Annotated in this window: 17 protein-coding genes; 16 read left to right on the top strand and 1 reads right to left on the bottom strand. The window is 49.7% G+C overall.

Features of this window, described 5'->3' with window-relative positions; all coding sequences use genetic code 11:
• Nucleotides 1–67: 67 nt before the first annotated feature.
• The gene (locus LBCZ_RS07745; protein WP_025012430.1) at nucleotides 68–370 is read right to left on the bottom strand and encodes a hypothetical protein; all 303 of its coding nucleotides are present in this window, start codon (nucleotides 368–370) and stop codon (nucleotides 68–70) included.
• 123 nt (nucleotides 371–493) lie between these two features.
• Between LBCZ_RS07745 and LBCZ_RS07740 the strand changes: the two genes are divergently transcribed.
• The 16 genes from LBCZ_RS07740 to recG all read left to right on the top strand — a co-directional run bounded on the left by LBCZ_RS07740 (nucleotide 494) and on the right by recG (nucleotide 18183).
• Entirely contained in the window at nucleotides 494–1177 is a 684-nt protein-coding gene (locus LBCZ_RS07740; protein ID WP_025012431.1) for a patatin-like phospholipase family protein, read from the top strand.
• Nucleotides 1178–1243: 66 nt separating this feature from the next.
• Nucleotides 1244–1870, top strand: coding sequence for a guanylate kinase (gene gmk, locus LBCZ_RS07735; RefSeq protein WP_025012432.1), 627 nt, complete (start codon nucleotides 1244–1246; stop codon nucleotides 1868–1870).
• Nucleotides 1871–1928: 58 nt separating this feature from the next.
• The gene (gene rpoZ / locus LBCZ_RS07730; RefSeq protein ID WP_010488005.1) at nucleotides 1929–2177 is read left to right on the top strand and encodes a DNA-directed RNA polymerase subunit omega; all 249 of its coding nucleotides are present in this window, start codon (nucleotides 1929–1931) and stop codon (nucleotides 2175–2177) included.
• 213 nt (nucleotides 2178–2390) lie between these two features.
• Nucleotides 2391–3590: a bifunctional phosphopantothenoylcysteine decarboxylase/phosphopantothenate--cysteine ligase CoaBC gene (gene coaBC, locus LBCZ_RS07725; RefSeq protein ID WP_025012433.1), complete on the top strand. Its 1200-nt coding sequence runs from the start codon at nucleotides 2391–2393 to the stop codon at nucleotides 3588–3590.
• 4 nt (nucleotides 3591–3594) lie between these two features.
• Nucleotides 3595–6012, top strand: a complete 2418-nt coding sequence (gene priA, locus LBCZ_RS07720; protein ID WP_039639094.1) for a primosomal protein N' — start codon at nucleotides 3595–3597, stop codon at nucleotides 6010–6012.
• A gap of 57 nt (nucleotides 6013–6069) precedes the next feature.
• Entirely contained in the window at nucleotides 6070–7026 is a 957-nt protein-coding gene (fmt, locus tag LBCZ_RS07715; protein ID WP_025012434.1) for a methionyl-tRNA formyltransferase, read from the top strand.
• Nucleotides 7013–8353 (top strand): 16S rRNA (cytosine(967)-C(5))-methyltransferase RsmB, encoded by a 1341-nt coding sequence (gene rsmB, locus LBCZ_RS07710; protein WP_039639091.1) that lies wholly within the window; start codon nucleotides 7013–7015, stop codon nucleotides 8351–8353. Before fmt ends, rsmB begins: the two co-directional genes overlap by 14 nt.
• 9 nt (nucleotides 8354–8362) lie before the next feature.
• Nucleotides 8363–9106: a Stp1/IreP family PP2C-type Ser/Thr phosphatase gene (locus LBCZ_RS07705; protein WP_025012435.1), complete on the top strand. Its 744-nt coding sequence runs from the start codon at nucleotides 8363–8365 to the stop codon at nucleotides 9104–9106.
• A complete protein-coding gene (pknB, locus tag LBCZ_RS07700) occupies nucleotides 9103–11094 on the top strand; it encodes a Stk1 family PASTA domain-containing Ser/Thr kinase (RefSeq protein WP_025012436.1) in 1992 nt (663 codons plus the stop codon). Before LBCZ_RS07705 ends, pknB begins: the two co-directional genes overlap by 4 nt.
• On the top strand, nucleotides 11091–11996 hold the full coding sequence (gene rsgA, locus LBCZ_RS07695) for a ribosome small subunit-dependent GTPase A (RefSeq protein WP_025012437.1): 906 nt from the start codon (nucleotides 11091–11093) through the stop codon (nucleotides 11994–11996). Before pknB ends, rsgA begins: the two co-directional genes overlap by 4 nt.
• 59 nt (nucleotides 11997–12055) lie before the next feature.
• On the top strand, nucleotides 12056–12706 hold the full coding sequence (gene rpe, locus LBCZ_RS07690) for a ribulose-phosphate 3-epimerase (RefSeq protein ID WP_025012438.1): 651 nt from the start codon (nucleotides 12056–12058) through the stop codon (nucleotides 12704–12706).
• Nucleotides 12703–13371 (top strand): thiamine diphosphokinase, encoded by a 669-nt coding sequence (locus tag LBCZ_RS07685; protein WP_025012439.1) that lies wholly within the window; start codon nucleotides 12703–12705, stop codon nucleotides 13369–13371. Before rpe ends, LBCZ_RS07685 begins: the two co-directional genes overlap by 4 nt.
• Nucleotides 13372–13526: 155 nt before the next feature.
• The gene (rpmB, locus tag LBCZ_RS07680) at nucleotides 13527–13712 is read left to right on the top strand and encodes a 50S ribosomal protein L28 (RefSeq protein ID WP_010488015.1); all 186 of its coding nucleotides are present in this window, start codon (nucleotides 13527–13529) and stop codon (nucleotides 13710–13712) included.
• A gap of 222 nt (nucleotides 13713–13934) precedes the next feature.
• Nucleotides 13935–14297: an Asp23/Gls24 family envelope stress response protein gene (locus tag LBCZ_RS07675; RefSeq protein ID WP_010488017.1), complete on the top strand. Its 363-nt coding sequence runs from the start codon at nucleotides 13935–13937 to the stop codon at nucleotides 14295–14297.
• Nucleotides 14298–14357: 60 nt separating this feature from the next.
• Nucleotides 14358–16034 carry a DAK2 domain-containing protein gene (locus tag LBCZ_RS07670; protein ID WP_025012440.1) on the top strand — a complete coding sequence of 559 codons (1677 nt, stop codon included), beginning with the start codon at nucleotides 14358–14360 and terminating at the stop codon, nucleotides 16032–16034.
• Between the two features lie 109 nt (nucleotides 16035–16143).
• Nucleotides 16144–18183, top strand: coding sequence for an ATP-dependent DNA helicase RecG (gene recG, locus LBCZ_RS07665; RefSeq protein WP_025012441.1), 2040 nt, complete (start codon nucleotides 16144–16146; stop codon nucleotides 18181–18183).
• The last annotated feature ends 19 nt before the right edge of the window (nucleotides 18184–18202 follow it).

Below are 18202 nucleotides of genomic sequence, written 5' to 3'. Positions count from 1 at the left end.
GAAACGTAGTGATGGCTTCTAATGCACAGCTTTAATGTTCAACATGATTGGAATTGGAAAGGGCCTGCTAATCAAAGCGCTTGATAAAGTTGACACTTGTGCTGGTCATGACGCGAAAAACGTTGCTGTGGTATGCTTTGACTAGAAAGCGGTTGTTGCCGAGCGTCCGAATAATGTGACCAACAAACGGTGCCGATTCGTGATTAAAGAAGAGTGCCACTTTATAGTGACGCTGCATGGCCTGATCAATGAAAAGATCCACCTGATGCATTGGCATGCGGGCAGTGGGCGCTGTTAGATCGAATATTTCGCGATATGAAGCCACAAGATGCTGGGTGACGCTTTGCAATGCTGATGATTTGTTTTCCATGATCAAGCCTCCGAACGTTTGTTTGTAACTTCATTATACGAACATGTGTTCAAACTTGCAACTACTTTTTTAACTTACGATCACTTCAGTCACAAGATGATGTGCAAATGGAGGTGCGTTAGTTTGACCCTTGCAATTGTTTTCGGTGGTGGCGCGGCGCATGGCGCATATCAGGCAGGTGTGTGGACTGTTTTGGGTCCGCAACTGGCACCGACTTTTGTGATCGGTTCTTCAATCGGAGCCATTAACGCGGCGGCAACAGCCCGCATGACGCCATTCCAATTAGCCCGCTGGTGGCAATATTTTACGGCACGCAAAATGACCGGACCGGTGTTTGCACGGCGGAATTTTGTTCCACTGCTTGATCAAATGCTGAAGATGCCTAAACGCGATGATCGAGCGGTGCTGGTTGTGACAACCTCGCTGCCGGATTTTAAAGCTCATGTCACTAGGTTAGACGTGCTTGATGCCGTGGATGCCAGAGAATGGTTATTAGCATCAAGTGCCATGCCGGGTGTGTTCACGCCGATCAAACGACAAGACGTTAATTTTGTGGATGGTGGCGTGGTCAATGATTTACCGGTTGATCTTGCCAGAGATATCGGTGCTGATTTTGTCGTGGCGATTAGTGGTGAAGGCATTGGCCGCATCGGTCATGATCACGGCGATTGCTATCTAAAACCCAGTCGCCGGTTGCCGCAGCTCTTTGATTTTCGGCCAAGTGCCATCGCTGCCATGTTGGAATTGGGTCGTCAGGATGCCAAAAAAGCGTTACCCAGCATGACGTTTTTGTTACCACATCAATGAAGCAGTTGAAATCAGCGTCGAAAAAGTGCAAAATGTTTGGTAATACTTAACGAAAGAGGTTCACACATGCACGAACGGGGGATGCTGATTGTTTTGTCTGGCCCTAGTGGTGTCGGCAAAGGAACAGTTCGGCAGGCCATGTTGAATGGCAACTATCGGGATTTTCAATATTCAATTTCAATGACCACACGCCAAATGCGGCCCGGTGAGGTTGACGGTGTTGATTATTATTTCAGAACCAAGGCGCAGTTTGAGCACGAAATTGCGACAGGTGGTATGCTGGAATATGCGAAGTACGTGGATAACTACTATGGTACGCCGCTGAAATATGTGAATGAGACGCTTGATTCCGGGCGTGATGTGTTACTTGAAATCGAAGTCAATGGTGCGATGCAAGTGCGCAAGAAATGTCCCAATGGCGTTTTTATTTTCCTGACGCCACCAGACTTAGGTGAGTTGCGTCATCGGCTAAAAGGCCGTGGTACCGATGACGATGAAACGATTGATAAACGCATTCGCAAGGCGGCTTCGGAAATCACGATGATGGAAAACTACGATTATGCAGTGGTCAATGACAAGGTTGATTTGGCTGTAAAACGGATTGAACGCATCATTGAAAGCGAACATTTACGGGTGCCACGCGTGATTGATCGTTATAAAGGCATGTTGGCAAGCGCCGACTTAGCCAGATAATGACAGGCTGACTGCTCGCCGCGGCAGAGCAGCTATTATGACAAAAAGGAGCTTCATTATGATTATTTATCCTTCTATTGACAAGTTACTGGAAAAAGTACCTTCCCGCTATTCGCTAGCGGTATTGGCTGCAAAACGCGCTCATGAACTCGAATCCGGGGATCTGAAAATGTTGTCTGATTATAAATCTGACAAGAGTGTCGGCAAAGCACTTGAAGAAATTGCCGCGGGTGACGTGGTCATCGATCCAAAGTCCAAGTTACTCGAACGCGATGCTGAAAAGCTGGATCACAAGGAACAAGCATAAGCACCCATGATGTTCATCCATTTGGGTTTGCGCTAATAGGAAAAGGAGGCAGGGACTGCAAAAAAGTCCACTGCCTCTTTTTATTGAGCGCGAGCAGGAGCGTTTGGAAATCGGTAATCCAGACTCTGCCGCTCGGTTCTCGCAACCATGCAAGCATGCCGTTCACTGTTTGCTATAATGAACCTAAGAATACAGAAGTAAAAGGGGTGCCTCATGAAGAAGCAACAGATAGCCCTGTTTGTCACTGGCGGCATTGCTGCTTACAAAACGCCGTTGCTGGTCCGGGCGTTAGTAAAAGCGGGCCATGATGTGCGCGTTGCGATGACAACAAGTGCTGAAAAGTTTGTCACGCCGGAAACACTTGCAATTGTCAGCAAGCACGCCGTTTTAACCGATGGACATGAATTTGACCATCCCGAACATGTCGCTCACGTGGCTTTGGCTCGTTGGGCCGACTTAGGCGTTATTGTGCCAGCCACGGCGAATACCCTGGCAAAACTGGCGGCAGGCATGGCCGATAACGTTGTGACGACAACCTTGTTAGCAATGGCCGCTCCCAAGCTCATGGTGCCGGCTATGAACGATCAAATGTGGCAAAATCCTCAAACACAACACAATATAACCAAGCTAACCGAGCAGCAGGGGTATCTTTTACTGCCACCGGCAACCGGCCAGTTAGCAGAAGGCTATGTCGGCGTTGGGCGAATGCCAGAACCAGATCAGATTGCTCTTTACATCGAAAGCCTTGATGAACCGCTGCTAAAAGGCCGGCATATTATCGTGTCAGCCGGGGGCACCAAGGAGCGATTGGATCCGGTGCGATTTTTAACCAATGATTCATCTGGCAAAATGGGGACCGCTATTGCCAATGCAGCGGCTGGTGCCGGGGCTACTGTCACGCTGGTCACAACGAAGCAATTGCCAGTTGTTCCTGGCGTGACGGTTAAACCGGTGACAAGCGCTCAGTCGATGGCAGATGCCATTATGAATGAGTTTGCAGAGGCCGATGCTGTTGTCATGGCGGCAGGAGTGGCGGATTACCGCGCACCGACCATTAGTGACCATAAACTCAAAAAAGTTGACGCCAATAGCGGCTTAACGTTGACCTTAGTTCAGAATCCGGATATTCTGGCGACGTTAGGCCAAAAGAAAACCCATCAGTTGGTGATTGGGTTTGCCGCTGAAACCAATGACTTGTTGGCGAATGCCCAAGTCAAACTAACGAAGAAAAAAGCAGATATGATCGTTGCCAATGCGGTTGATGCAACGCATGGGTTCAATGCCGATACGGATGCGGTGACTTTATTGCGGCCAAACCAGCCGCCAGTGACATTACCAGAGATGTCCAAGCAACAAGTGGCCACCGCGCTGGTCAAACAGCTAGCAACGATGTTACCGAAACAAAAGGGGTGAGCGCTTGGCAACGATTGCCAAAGTGATTGTGGATGTTCCGACCATGCAAACTGATCGGCCGTTTGATTACCTGGTGCCACAACGTTTGGATGGTGCACTTCAAGCAGGCATGCGCGTTTGGGTGCAATTTGGCAAAGGCGATCGCAAAGTCAGTGGCATGGTTGTGGCCATTGCCAATCAAAGTCAATATGATGGCGAACTTAAGCCGCTCCTGGATGTACTCGATCCGGCGCCGGTGCTTAATCACGAAATGCTAGGATTGTCCAAATGGCTAGCGGAAACCACCTATTCATTTTGGATTGCCTGCATGCAAACGATGCTGCCAACGATGCTAAAAATCGATGCCGTCAAGGTAGCTGAACCACTAGGGTTGTCTGCTGATGAGCGCACGCGGTATTTCGGTCAAGCAGATAGCGTCGCCATGAATACATTAAGTGATGAGCAACAGATTGCCCTGATGAAGTTGGCACAGGCCGGCAAAGTGGCGATTTCTTACATCAAAAAAGATCGTGCGCGCGTCAAGAAGGTCTTTTATCTTGTGCCGCAGTTGTCACCTGAGCAGGCTGAGGAGCAAAAAAATCAGGTACGCAAAAACGCCGTCAAACAGCTGGAACTGCTTTCCTTCATCAAAACCTGGTTGGCGGAACATCAGCGCCCCTTGTTAACGGAAGTGGAGCATCGCCATCACCTGACAAAATCGGTTATTAATCAGGCAGTGGCAAAAGGCTGGCTGAAACTAGAAGCGCATGAAACCTACCGTGATCCTTATCCGCAACTTCAGCATCAGCCATTGACGCAACCATTGCCGCTCACAGACGAGCAGGAGGCAGTGGTCAAAACCATTAACGCGGCCGTTAAATCTAAGGAACCTAAGACGTTCTTGTTGGAAGGCGTCACCGGTTCCGGTAAAACTGAAGTCTATCTTCAGGTGATTGCCCAAGTGCTAGCGGCTGGGCAGACAGCCTTGATGCTGGTGCCCGAAATTGCGCTCACGCCACAGATGGTGGATCGCGTCAAAGGTCGGTTTGGCATGCACGTGGCGGTGATGCACTCAGGCTTGTCAGATGGGGAAAAGTACGACGAATGGCGGCGAATTGCCCGCGGCGAAGCCCAAGTGGTCGTCGGCGCCCGCTCTGCTGCTTTTGCGCCGTTGAAGCATATTGGCGTCTTCATCATGGATGAGGAACACGAAACCAGTTATAAGCAAGACTCCACGCCACGTTACCATGCACGTGACGTCTTGTTAAAACGGGCGCAGATTCATCATGCACCGGTCGTTTTAGGCTCCGCAACGCCTTCACTGGAATCACGTGCCCGAGCGGAAAAAGGCGTCTATACACTGTTACGGTTGCCGCATCGAATCAATGATCAACCATTACCACCGGTTCACATTGTGGATATGCGTGAAAGCTTTGCGCAAGGTGGGCAAGAAGACTTTTCCGCGCCGCTGTTGGACGCTTTGAAGTTACGGCTGCAGCGTCATGAGCAAAGTGTGTTGCTGCTGAATCGCCGTGGCTATTCGAGTTTTGTTATGTGTCGGGATTGCGGTTATGTTGCAAAATGTCCAAATTGTGACATCAGCCTCACGTTACACATGGATACGCACACGTTGAAGTGTCATTATTGCGGCCATGAAGAGGCCATTCCGTGCCGCTGCCCGCAGTGTGGTTCGGATAAAATCCGTTACTTCGGCACCGGTACGCAAAAAGTGGAAGCACAATTGCAAAAGTTGCTGCCAGATGCCCGGATTTTGCGTATGGATGTGGATACCACGCGACGCAAGGGTGGTCATGCGCGGATCTTGAATACTTTTGGGGCCCACCAGGCAGATATTTTGTTAGGCACCCAAATGATTGCCAAAGGATTGGATTTCCCTGACGTAACACTGGTTGGCGTGATTAATGCCGATACGGCGCTAGGCTTGCCGGATTTTCGGGCAAGTGAGAAGACGTTTCAGTTGTTGACGCAGGTCAGTGGCCGTGCCGGGCGCGCTGATAAGCCTGGCGAAGTATTTGTACAGACCTTTAACCCGGATCATTACGCCATTCAATATGCCAAGCGTCAGGATTACGAAGGCTTCTTTCGGCAGGAAATGGCGGTTCGTCATCAGGGCAATTATCCGCCGTACTTCTTTTCGACTAAGATCGGTGTCAGTCATGTCGATGAAACCCAAGCTGCTAAAGCCATTTTTTCGCTGGCAAAGGAGCTACGCGATCGGTTATCCGATCAAGTGATCATGCTTGGCCCGACGCCCGGACCGATTGCCCGTTTGAAAAATCGCTATATTTATCAAATCGTTTTAAAATACAAGCATGAGCCGACGTTGGCTGAAACATTGCAACACATTCTTGAAGAAACCCAACAAAGCAGTCGTCAAGGCTTTCAGGTGACGATTGATCCCGAACCACTTTCATTTGTGTAAAAAACAACAACCGATTCGTTAGTATCTTGTTAACGAACTTAAGGTTTGGAGGAAAACATGACTTCAGTAATTTTCTTAGGTACACCCGATTTTGCGGTACCCATTCTAGAAGGTCTGATTGACCAAAACTATGATGTTGTGGCGGTCATGACCCAGCCAGATCGAAAAGTCGGCCGTAAGCAGAAGGTGGCTGCCAGTCCGGTTAAGCAGACTGCCGTTGCCCATGACATCCCCGTGTTACAGCCGGAAAAACTTAGCGGCAGTCCCGAATTAGCTAAGGCCATTGCTTTGGCGCCTGATTTAATCGTGACGGCAGCTTATGGGCAATTTTTGCCGACCAAGTTTTTGCAGGCGGCTCAAATTGCAGCAGTCAATGTTCACGGTTCCTTGTTGCCAAAATATCGCGGCGGCGCGCCGATTCAATACAGCATTATCAACGGTGATACCGAAACCGGCGTGACGATTATTGAAATGGTGAAGAAAATGGATGCCGGCGACATGTTTGCCCAAGCTAAGTTACCGTTAACTCGCCAAGATGATACCGGCACCGTTTTTGCTAAGCTGTCGTTGTTGGGCTGCGATTTGTTGTTGGCAACACTGCCGAAGATTATTGACAACACAGCAACCCGCACCCCGCAGAATCCGGAAAAAGTGACGTTTGCGCCAACGATTACCAAAGAACAGGAACATCTCAACATTCACTTACCGGCGCAGGCCTTGGATCAGTGGGTGCGTGCGCTTCGGCCTGATGTGGGCGGCTATGTTTACATGAATGGCCAGCGAACGAAACTGTGGGCAGTGACGCCATTGGCCGAAAAAACGGATTTGCCTGCTGGCAGTGTCGTAGAACGCAGCAAGCATCAATTGGTGGTGGCGGCTGGAGATCAGACCACTTTTCAAATTGACGAATTGCAGCCGGCCGGTAAAGGCAAACAACATATTGCCGATTATTTGAACGGTCCTGGCCGTGATTTGACAGTCGGACAGCAGGTGATCACCGATGAAGCCAAATAATCCGCGATTGCTGGCAGTCCAGACGTTGACCCGCGTTGTGGGCAAAGGCGGTTATTCCAATCTGACCCTTGACCACATCATCACTAAGTATCGGCTTGACAGTCGGGATGCTGGTTTGCTGACCAACATTGTCTATGGGGTGATTCAGCATCAATTAACCTTAGACTACTTGTTGAAGCCGTTCGTCAAAAATCGCCAGCTGGATCCCTGGGTTCGGTGTTTGCTGCAAACTGCGGTCTATCAACTACAGTATTTAGATAAAGTGCCGGCGCGGGCAGTCTTTTTTGACAGCACCGAAATCGCCAAACAACTGGGCCATCAAGGCATTGCCAAGTTTGTGACCGGGGTGCTGCGGCAAGCACAGCGTACCGGTTTCCCGGATCCTGCAAGCATTAGCGATCCCATCGAGCGACTTGCTATCACCAGCAGCACGCCGCTTTGGCTTGTCAAGAAACTGCAGGGACAGTTGGGTGTCGCCAAAACAGCCAGCGTACTGGCGGCCATCAATCAGCCTGCGCATGCGTCAATTCGCGTCAATACCACCAAAATAACGCCGGATGCTTTGCTGAAAATCTTACAGCCGAGCTTTCCTGAACTACGGGAAAGCCCGCTGACGCCGATCGGCTTGATTGCTCCCGGCGGACATTTGGCGGGCACGCCGGAATTTGCTGCAGGGGATTACACCATGCAGGATGAAAGTTCGATGTTGGTGGCGCCGAGTCTGGATATTCAGCCAGGTGATGCAGTGTTGGATGCATGTGCGGCTCCTGGTGGCAAAACGACCCACATTGCCCAGTATCTTGATCCTGATCAAGGCGGACGTGTTACGGCATTGGACCTCCATGCCAACAAGATTCGGCTAGTTCAACAAAATGCCAATCGTTTGGGATTAGCCGATCGGGTTTCTGCCCAAATGTTGGATGCACGGCAAGTTGATACAACTTTTGCTCCTGAATCATTTGACAAGATTTTAGTTGATGCGCCTTGCTCCGGATTGGGACTGATTCGCCGTAAACCGGAAATCAAGTACACCAAACAGGCTGATGATCCGCGCCATTTACAACAGATTCAGTTGGCGATTCTTAATAGCGTGGCGCCCACATTAAAAATCGATGGCCGCCTGACGTATAGTACATGTACAATGGTGAAAGAGGAGAATCAGGATGTTGTCACGCAATTTTTGGCTGCTCATCCTGAATTTGAACAGGTGCCGGTTTTGACGCTCAAGCCATTAACCAAGGCGCATGGGGCACCGGCACTGCAACTATTTCCAGACGATTATGATACCGACGGCTTTTTCATTGCCAGTATGATTCGCCGTAAATGAGGGGTATGTATGGAGTTTGCTTATCGCACGGACATCGGTCGGCGGCGACCAAATAATCAGGATTATGTCGGCATTTTCAAGAACAAATCCGACGCAACGTTTGCCTTAGTGGCTGATGGGATGGGTGGCCACCGCGGCGGCGATGTTGCCAGTGAAATGGCGGTCTCGCATCTTGGCTATGCGTTTGAAAAGACCGATACGGCGGAAATCGAGTCAATCGTGCGTTGGCTTATTTTTGAGTTGCAACAAGAAAATGACATGATTTTACAAAAAGCCAAGCAATACACTGATCTGTCTGGCATGGGAACAACCGTGGTGTCGGTCATTATCAGTGGCTCACGGTTTGTCGTGGCCAATATCGGTGATTCGCGCGGGTACCTTTATCGTAACGGACATCTGATTCAGATTACTGAGGATCATAGTTTGGTCAACGAGCTGGTGAAACATGGCGAACTGACGCCTGAAGAGGCCAAACGCTTTCCGCAACGGAATGTGATCACCCGTTCTTTAGGGGTCAGCAGCGATGTTGACGCTGACGTAACGATCTATGACATGGAGTATGATGATTACCTGTTGCTTTGTTCAGACGGCCTAACCAATATGGTTGACAACGAAAGCATTGCGACGGTTTTACGCGAGGATATGCCGATTGGCAGCAAGGCCCAGGAATTGATTCTTCAAGCCAATGCCGCTGGTGGACCGGATAATATTAGCGCCTTGATCATTCATCAGGATCGGAGGGAACCGTCATGATCGAGCCGGGGACGATTTTAAATGAACGCTATAAGCTCATCAAAACATTAGGCGAAGGCGGCATGGCCAACGTCTATTTAGCGCACGATCTTATCCTCGATCGTGACGTTGCGGTCAAGGTTTTGCGACTTGATTTACAAAACGATCCTGACACGGTTCGGCGGTTTCAACGTGAAGCTATGGCGACCAGCGAATTGGTGCACCCTAATATCGTGTCGATTTATGATGTGGGTGAAAGCCATGGTCAGCAGTTTCTGGTCATGGAGTATGTTAAAGGCTCTGATTTAAAGCATTATATCGTTGAGCATTTTCCGATTCCGTATCAGCGCGTTGTCGATATGATGGAAGAAATTCTGTCCGCCGTTCAGACGGCCCATGATCACAATATTATTCACCGCGATTTAAAACCGCAGAATATTTTGATTGATGCAAACGGGCATGCCAAAATTACTGATTTCGGGATTGCTGTCGCGCTATCGGAAAATTCCATGACGATGACCAATTCGTTATTGGGATCGGTTCATTATCTTTCCCCTGAGCAGGCTCGGGGGAGTATGCCCACGCGACAAAGCGACATTTATGCGCTCGGGATCATTCTTTTTGAAATGCTGACGGGGTCGGTTCCGTTTGAAGGTGATTCAGCGGTCTCAATTGCGTTGAAGCATTTTCAGGAAGAGGTTCCTTCAGTTCGAGCGTTTGATCCTCATATTCCGCAAGCCCTCGAGAATGTTGTCTTCAAAGCGACTGCCAAGAATCCTGCCAATCGGTATACCAGTGCCGAGGCCATGGCAAGCGATTTGAACACTGCCTTGAGTCCTGCCCGAGCGCATGAAGCCAAGTACGTGATTCCTAAGGACGATTTGGATGAAACGCGAGTTGTGCCGATCGTTCCTAATGGCCCAACTCCGCCGCACAATTCTGATGGCGGGGCGGATCAGCCCGCTAGTCAAGCTGCTCCTGAGAACCGGCCTAAAAAGAAGCGCCGCCGCTGGCTTATTGTGGCTATCAGTGCAGCCGTGGTTCTTTTGTTGCTGATCGGGATTGGCGTTGTGACAGCCAATCAAAAAGCAGATGTTGCTGTACCTGATTTACGCGGCATGACAACTACTCAGGCCAAGACAGCGCTAAAAAGTGCGCGGTTGAAGGTCGGAAAGTACCGCTATGCATACTCAACCAAGGTGGATAAGGATTTAGTCATCGATTCTGATCCGAAACGGCAAGTCAGCGTGAAAGAGTCGTCGAGCGTCAACCTGATTTTAAGTCGGGGACAACCGCGGATCACGCTGGATAATTATGTCGGGCAGGATTACAGCGATGCCAAGTCTGATCTGCAAAAACGGGGCGTGACTGTAAAAGAGAAGCTGATTAAAACAAACGAAGCGGCTGCAGGCAAGATTCTGTCTCAAAGTATCAAAGCCGGGAAAAAAGTGATTGCCAGCAAGACAACCATCACGTTTGAAGTTGCCGAGCCGGTTAGAGTCAAGAAGGTCAACACGTCGTTTGCGTTGCGTGACCTTACCGGATATACAGAAAAGAGTTTACGTGACTATGCTAATGAGGTTGGTTTAAAGATTGTCATCAGTCAAGCTTACTCCGACACGGTCGATACTGGCATGGTGATTAGTCAGAACCCGGCTGCAGGGACACAGGTTCAATCCGGAGCCACCGTGAATGTCACCATTTCCCAAGGTGCAGACCCTGATGAAGTCAAAACCGTTTCAAAAACTATTTCGATTCCGTACCAGGCACCATCTGCTGCTTCCGGTAGCGCGAGTGCCAGTGCAAGCAGCAGTGGCGTGACGCCAAATGGCATTCAGGTCTTTATTGGTGATAAGACACACAATATCAGTGACATCAATAAAACATTCAATATCACGGCAGATGACCAAGTCACGATTACGTTGCAAGTTAGCAAGAAGTATCCCGGCAGCTACCGCGTTGTGCGGGATGGCACAGTGATTGCGCAGGAGGCAAATATTACCCAATGAGTGATGAATTAACCGGAAGAATCATTAAACAAATTAGTGGGTACTATGATATTGCGGTCGGTGAGACAGTTTATCGCACCCGTGGCCGTGGAAGTCTGCGCAATGATAACATCACACCGCTGGTTGGCGACTTTGCGGCCTTCCAACCCGGTCATGGGGATGATGAAGGTTATCTTTTACGGATCCTGCCACGCCAAAATGCGCTGGCCCGTCCGCCAGTCGCTAATGTGGATCAGGCTTTACTGATTACCTCTGCCGTTGAACCGGACTTTTCCTTGAATTTATTGGATCGCTTTCTGGTTTATCTTGAAGGCCATGCGATTCACGCTGAAATTTATTTGACCAAAACCGATTTGACCCCTGCCAAGTTACTGGAAAAGATTCGAACATCATTGACAGGCTACCAAGCGATCGGCTACGCTGTTTTTGCGCCGGAGCATGTTTTTGATCAAACGGTTTTGAAGCAGGTTCAGGCCAGTTTTGCGGATAAATTGACGATTTTCACCGGTCAAACAGGGTCGGGGAAGTCGACTTTGATCAATCATTTGGTGCCGGGACTGGATTTGGCGACTGCGTCTATCAGTCGTGCGTTGAACCGCGGGCGGCATACGACGCGGACAACAGATTTGTATCCGATCCATGGCGGGCTAGTGGCTGACACTCCGGGGTTTTCATCGCTTGGCTTGCTAGACGTGACCCTAGATGATTTACGCGACCGATTCCCTGAATTTGTTGCCTTGGCACCCAACTGTAAGTTTCGCGGGTGTCAACATGTCAGCGAGCCCCATTGTGCAGTCAAGGCAGCTTTGGCCGCTGGTAAGATCATGGCGAGTCGCTATGAAAATTATTTGCAATTTCGCGAAGAATTAAGCGGTAAGCGCCCGGTTTATAAGAAAAAGTAATCGATCATGCGAGGACCGGCTTTTAAGCGCGCGGTTCACGCTCACACGGAGGGATTACTATGAAAATTGCCCCATCAATTTTAAGTGCTGATTTTGCTCATTTAGCTCGCGATGTTGAAAAAGTCGAGGAAGCAGGGGCGGATTTGTTGCATGTGGATGTTATGGATGGCCACTTTGTCGGTAATCTGACGTTTGGTCCCTTGGTCATTCAGGCGTTGCGTCCGGTGACGAATCTGCCGCTGGAAGTGCATCTTATGGTGAGTGATCCGGGTGTTTGGGCACCGGAGTTTGCCGAGGCCGGTGCCGATACGATTTTGGTGCACGAAGAAGCAACCAGTCATCTTTATGGTGTCTTGCAACATATTCGCGCTGCCGGGGTTCGTGCCGGAGTGGTGGTGAATCCCGGTACGTCACTGAGCAGTCTGGATGAAGTGTTGCCCCTTGTCGACCAGGTTTTGGTGATGACGGTCAATCCCGGATTCGGTGGGCAGAAGTTCCTGACGCCAATGGTTGATAAGGTTGCGCGATTGCACAAAATTCGGCAGGAACGAGATTTACATTTTGCGATCGAAGTTGATGGTGGGATTAACGACCAGACAGTGAAGACGGCCGCAGCAGCCGGCACCGATATCTTTGTAGCAGGTTCCTATGTGTTCGGCGCGCCAAATGTCGGTGACGCAATCACGGCACTGCGCGAGGCGGTCAAATGACAGACGTCAATATCATGGCTGGCGGACCGCATGAGAATCTCTCAGAGGACTGGCAACAATTAGCCGGCGAATGGATCGGGGTTGATCGGGGCACCCTGCGATTGGTCAAAGCAGGTATTAAGCCAGTATTGGCAGTCGGCGATTTTGACTCATTGACAGCGAGCGAATTTCAATTAGTTCGGGAGCGTGTTCAAAAGATTGAGCAAGTCCCGTCGGCAAAAGACGATACGGATACCGAACTGGCGGTGAAGGCGGCCTTAACGGACTTTTCCGCAGATAAAGTGACACTGATCGGGGCTACCGGCGGACGGCTGGATCATTTTTTGTCCAACCTGTTTTTGCCGCTTCAGCCGCGTTTTCTTGATGACATTGAACGGATCCATCTTCTGGACGAGCAAAATCACGTCGATTATTACGGACCGGGAACCCATACCATTCGGCCAGTATCGGGTTATCGCTACGTGGCCGTTATTAATTTGACGCCGGTGACGGCTTTGACAATCACCGGTGCCAAGTATCCTCTGAAAGCATGGGATGGTGCGTTTCCTTACGCATGGGCGTCAAACGAATTCATTGGAAACGAACCGTTTACGGTCAGTTGGACAGCAGGCCAAGTTGCGATCATCTACAGCCGCGATCGTATCGGTCAAAAAGTCGACAACTAGCTACCAAATGACAGTCAGTGTGTAATCATTGTCGCGGCGAATCGAGGCTGTCAAGTAATTTTACTTTGCAAAACTTCTTGCATTCGCCGCGGGGCTATGATAAGTTAGTTGAGTGAAAAATTCGAGGGTGACCTTGAAAAAAAGGAGGTCATATTGTGGCTAAAGATGTTATTACAGGTCGTCATACCACGTTTGGCAACAAGCGTTCACATGCTTTGAATTCAAGCCGGCGCACATGGAAAGCCAACCTGCACAAGGTTCGTATCCTTGTTGATGGTAAACCAAAGCGGGTATGGGTTTCTGCACGTGCCCTTAAATCAGGTAAACTGACCCGGGTTTGATCCCATAAATACAAAAAGATCCTGACAATGAATGTGATGCATCCATCATTGTCAGGATCTTTTTGCTTCTTCAGCGCGGAAGTCGAAGCATCCGTCAGTGAGAAGGCCTAGGCAGGAATCCACAAGCGGGGGCGCTTTTAATGCTTTCGTGCCTATGCTACACTAACTGGTAGAATTGTACGCGGTGTGAAAGCGCATCGTGAATGGCTAGGAGGATTCAGCATGGCGGTCAAAATCAAAACCAAGTATGGGATTATCGACATTTCCAACAATGTCATTGCAACAGTGGTTGGTGGTGCCGCGACATCGATTTACGGGATTGTCGGGATGGCAAGCCGTAACCAGATTCGGGATAATCTCAATGACATTTTGAAGCGTGAAAATTATGCGCGCGGTGTTGTGGTACGCCAAACTGACAATGGCGTCAAGATTGAAGTCAACATCATTGTCAGTTATGGTACCAAAATATCCGAAGTTTGCCGAAATGTCCAAGACAAAGTAAAATACAACCTCGAAACGATGTTGGGGGTCACAACCGACGAAGTGACCGTCATCGTCCAAGGCGTCAAGGTATTAGGCGACTGACATTAAGGCACTGTCATTTGACGGTGTGACGATATTAAAGTTCTTCGAGGAGGATGTTTCGTGGCAGTAACCGAAATAACGGCGACTAAATTCCAGGACATGATCCGGGTAGCCGCACATCGCATCAATAAAAATGCTGATTTTGTGAATTCATTAAATGTTTTTCCGGTGCCTGATGGCGATACCGGGACCAATATGAATCTGACGTTTCAAACCGGTGCCAAAGCAGTGTTGGAATCTAACGACGCTGGCGTTGGCGATCTCGCCAAGCATTTAGGTAAGGGCCTGCTGATGGGCGCCCGCGGTAATTCGGGGGTTATCAGTTCCCAGCTTTTTCGTGGCTTTGCCAAGAGCGTAGAAGGTAAAAAGAGTCTGACTGCTCAGGACTTGGCTGACGCGTTTGCTCATGGCGTCGAAACGGCGTATAAAGCGGTAATGAAGCCGGTTGAAGGCACCATCCTGACCGTTGCCCGCGAAGCAGCTAAAGCCGGACTAAAAGCCGCTAATGGCTCAGATGACGCTTTGGTCGTGATGACGGCCGTTGTTAAGGGTGCTAAGCGTACATTAGCCAAGACGCCGGATCTGCTGGCTGTTTTGAAAGAAGTCGGTGTGGTTGATTCAGGCGGTCAGGGACTCGTTTTCATCTATGAAGGATTTCGTGAAGGCTTATCCGGCGAAGTCAGTTCGGATGTTCATGATGTCACGGATGAAGAAATGACCGAAATGATTAATGCCGTCCACCACCAGAGCGCCCAAACCCAACTGGATCCGGCCGACATTGTTTATGGTTATTGTACCGAAATGATGGTTGAACTCGAAACCGGCGATCATTTCAAGCACTTTGATTATGAACCGTTTCGTAATTATTTGAATACCCTTGGTGACTCGACATTGGTGGTTGCTGATGAAGAAGTGGTTAAAGTTCACGTTCATACGGAACATCCTGGTACGGTTTTTCGTTACGGCCAGCAGTTCGGTGAGCTTATGAAAATCAAAGTCGATAACATGCGCTTACAACAGGAAAGCATTATCGAACGGGAAGGCTCTCTAGATGCTCATGCCAATGACCAACCACTAGCGGAAATGGGTGTTGTTGCCATCGCTGCCGGTGAGGGACTCGGCGAGTTATTCAAGAGTCTGGGCGTGACTTACGTGCTAAATGGCGGGCAAACCATGAATCCAAGCACCAATGACATTTTGGATGCGGTGAAGGCCGCTTACGCTAAGCATGTGATCGTCTTACCAAATAACGGCAATATTTTCATGGCGGCAGAAGCTGCTGCTAAGGCCGCAACTGACGTAGAAGTAGCTGTCGTGAAAAGTAAGACCATCAATCAAGGCATGACCGCTATGCTTGGGTATAATCCAGACGCCGATTTGGCTACCAATCAAAGCGAAATGACCGCACAACTACCGAATGTGATTAGCGGTTCTATTACGCAAGCAATTCGCGATACCACCATTAATGGACTGGCTATCAAAAATCACGATTGGATGGGGATCATTGACGGCACGATTAGCGTCACTGATCAGGATCGCCAACAAGCAGCGATTGCCATGGTAAACAAGATGATCAATGACGACAGCGAAATTGTCACGATCATTGTGGGCGCCGATGCTAATCAAGGCGAAGCGAAGAAAATTGCGGATGCGGTCGGCAAAGCGCATCCGGATCTGGAATTTGAAATTCACCAAGGCGATCAGCCGGTTTATCCTTATCTTGTCTCAGTCGAGTAAACAAGTTGCTTTACTGCCAAGGTGTCCCGCATGCGGGGCACTTTTTTGCGACATGAAAGGCTAAGCACAGTTTGTCGTTTACCATCTTATTGCGAAGGGAGGGATGATGATGGCGCTCACGGACCCGGTTAGCGTTTTACCCGGTGTTGGTCCTAAGCGTGAAGAAGGCTTGGCCAGTTTAGGCATTCATACGGTCGGTGATGTTCTGTTTTATTTTCCATATCGCTATGATGACCTTAAAGTTAAAGACCTTGCTGAAGCAGCCGATCAAGAAAAGCTGACGATCAAAGGCGTCGTGGTTGCCGATCCTGTCATTAGCCGTTTTGGTCCGCATCGAAGCCGGGTGAATGTCAAGTTGCAGGTCGAACGCAGTGTCATTCTGGTCACTTTCTTCAATCAGCCTTGGCTAAAAGATCGCTTTCAGATGGGTGATGAAGCAGCAATTTTTGGCAAGTGGGATGCTCAGCGCCGCAGTCTGACCGGGATGAAAATTCTGGCCACGCAGTCACAGGATCAGCCGTCCATGGCGGCGATTTATACCGTGAATAAAAACATCCGGATGGGTACGTTACTCGACCTGATTAAAGCGGCGTGGGCGCGCGATCATCAGCATATCCGTGACCTGATCCCTGCCAGCATTCGTGAGCATTATCGGTTAATGACGGATGAACAGCTGGTCCACGGAATGCATTTTCCCAACACGCCGCAAGAAGCCAAGGCAGCGCGCCGAACCGGTGTTTTTCGCGAGTTTTTCCTGTTTCAACTGCAAATACAGGCCCTAAAACAGCTTAATACCAACAGCAGCAACGGCCTTGCTATTCCGTACGACAATCAGGCGTTGCGCGCACTGATTGCGACGCTGCCGTTTTCATTGACCAATGCGCAAAAGCGGGTTGTGAATGAGATCTGTGCGGACATGCGCCGGCCCAATCATATGAATCGCCTGTTGCAAGGGGACGTGGGCAGCGGGAAAACGATTGTTGCAGCGATTGTCTTGTATGCGGCGGTCACAGCCGGCTATCAGGCTGCCTTGATGGTGCCGACAGAAGTGCTGGCGGAGCAACATTTTGCTAAGCTGCAAAAACTTTTCGCCAATTTTCCGGTTAAGCTGGGGCTCTTGACGGGATCCACAACCGCGAAGAGGCGGCGTGAACTGCTGACCGACCTGCGAATGGGCACACTTAATTTGATCATCGGGACCCATGCGCTGATTCAAAAAGGTGTCGATTTTAAAGCCTTGGGGTTGGTGGTTATCGATGAGCAGCATCGTTTTGGCGTTAATCAACGCAAGGTGCTTCAGGAAAAAGGGCAGAAGCCAGATTTACTGTCCATGACCGCGACGCCGATTCCTAGAACGCTAGCGATTACGGCATACGGTGAAATGGATGTCTCCACCATTGATGAATTGCCGGCCGGACGCAAGCCTATCACGACTACCTGGCTGCGCAAGAATCAAGTCGGTCAGGTTTATCGGCTGATTCGCAGTCAGGTGCAGGCAGGAAGTCAGGTGTTTGCCATTACCCCGCTGATTGCGGAATCGGAAAAGATCGACTTGCAAAATGCCGAGCAGCTTTTTGCAGATATGCAAAAAGCAGTTGGCAATCTTGGACAGGTTGCGTTATTGCACGGCAAAATGAAGCCAGATGAAAAAGATCGAATCATGCGGGCGTTTAGTCAGGGTGACATTGCAGTGCTGGTGTCGACGACGGTCGTTGAAGTTGGGGTGGACGTCCCCAATGCGACGGTGATGGCCATTTTCGATGCTGATCGCTTCGGCCTATCGCAACTTCACCAGCTCCGTGGCCGCGTGGGTCGTGGCAGCAAAGCAGCACAGTGTTTGTTGATTGCTGACCCTAAAAATGAGCAAGGGATCGCGCGCATGCAAATCATGACCAAAACCAATGACGGCTTCTTGTTAGCCCAAAAAGATTTGGAAATGCGCGGTTCGGGTGATATTTTTGGAGATAAGCAGTCAGGACTGCCCGAATTTAAAGTGGCCGATCCTGTCGGGGATTTTCCAACTATGGAAGCTGCCCAACAGATTGTGGCCCGGATTTTTAAAACTGATCCGCACTTGCTGGAACCTGAGCATCAACCGCTAGCCGCTTATCTGGCTGCTAGTCGGCAGATGAACGGCAGTTTGGATTAAATGCGAAAGGAACGAAGGA

Source organism: Lacticaseibacillus casei DSM 20011 = JCM 1134 = ATCC 393, from assembly GCF_000829055.1.
Lineage (GTDB): Bacteria > Bacillota > Bacilli > Lactobacillales > Lactobacillaceae > Lacticaseibacillus > Lacticaseibacillus casei.
This window is presented reverse-complemented; position numbering and strand designations above follow the sequence as displayed.

Excerpts from the sequence above, each read along its gene's own strand:
- recG (WP_025012441.1), top strand. The coding sequence starts at position 16,144 with ATGGCGCTCACGGACCCGGTTAGCGTTTTACCCGGTGTTGGTCCTAAG.
- rpe (WP_025012438.1), top strand. The coding sequence starts at position 12,056 with ATGAAAATTGCCCCATCAATTTTAAGTGCTGATTTTGCTCATTTAGCT.
- rpoZ (WP_010488005.1), top strand. The coding sequence starts at position 1,929 with ATGATTATTTATCCTTCTATTGACAAGTTACTGGAAAAAGTACCTTCC.
- rsmB (WP_039639091.1), top strand. The coding sequence starts at position 7,013 with ATGAAGCCAAATAATCCGCGATTGCTGGCAGTCCAGACGTTGACCCGC.
- rsgA (WP_025012437.1), top strand. The coding sequence starts at position 11,091 with ATGAGTGATGAATTAACCGGAAGAATCATTAAACAAATTAGTGGGTAC.
- LBCZ_RS07705 (WP_025012435.1), top strand. The coding sequence starts at position 8,363 with ATGGAGTTTGCTTATCGCACGGACATCGGTCGGCGGCGACCAAATAAT.
- LBCZ_RS07675 (WP_010488017.1), top strand. The coding sequence starts at position 13,935 with ATGGCGGTCAAAATCAAAACCAAGTATGGGATTATCGACATTTCCAAC.
- LBCZ_RS07685 (WP_025012439.1), top strand. The coding sequence starts at position 12,703 with ATGACAGACGTCAATATCATGGCTGGCGGACCGCATGAGAATCTCTCA.
- fmt (WP_025012434.1), top strand. The coding sequence starts at position 6,070 with ATGACTTCAGTAATTTTCTTAGGTACACCCGATTTTGCGGTACCCATT.
- coaBC (WP_025012433.1), top strand. The coding sequence starts at position 2,391 with ATGAAGAAGCAACAGATAGCCCTGTTTGTCACTGGCGGCATTGCTGCT.
- pknB (WP_025012436.1), top strand. The coding sequence starts at position 9,103 with ATGATCGAGCCGGGGACGATTTTAAATGAACGCTATAAGCTCATCAAA.
- gmk (WP_025012432.1), top strand. The coding sequence starts at position 1,244 with ATGCACGAACGGGGGATGCTGATTGTTTTGTCTGGCCCTAGTGGTGTC.
- LBCZ_RS07745 (WP_025012430.1), bottom strand. The coding sequence starts at position 370 with ATGGAAAACAAATCATCAGCATTGCAAAGCGTCACCCAGCATCTTGTG.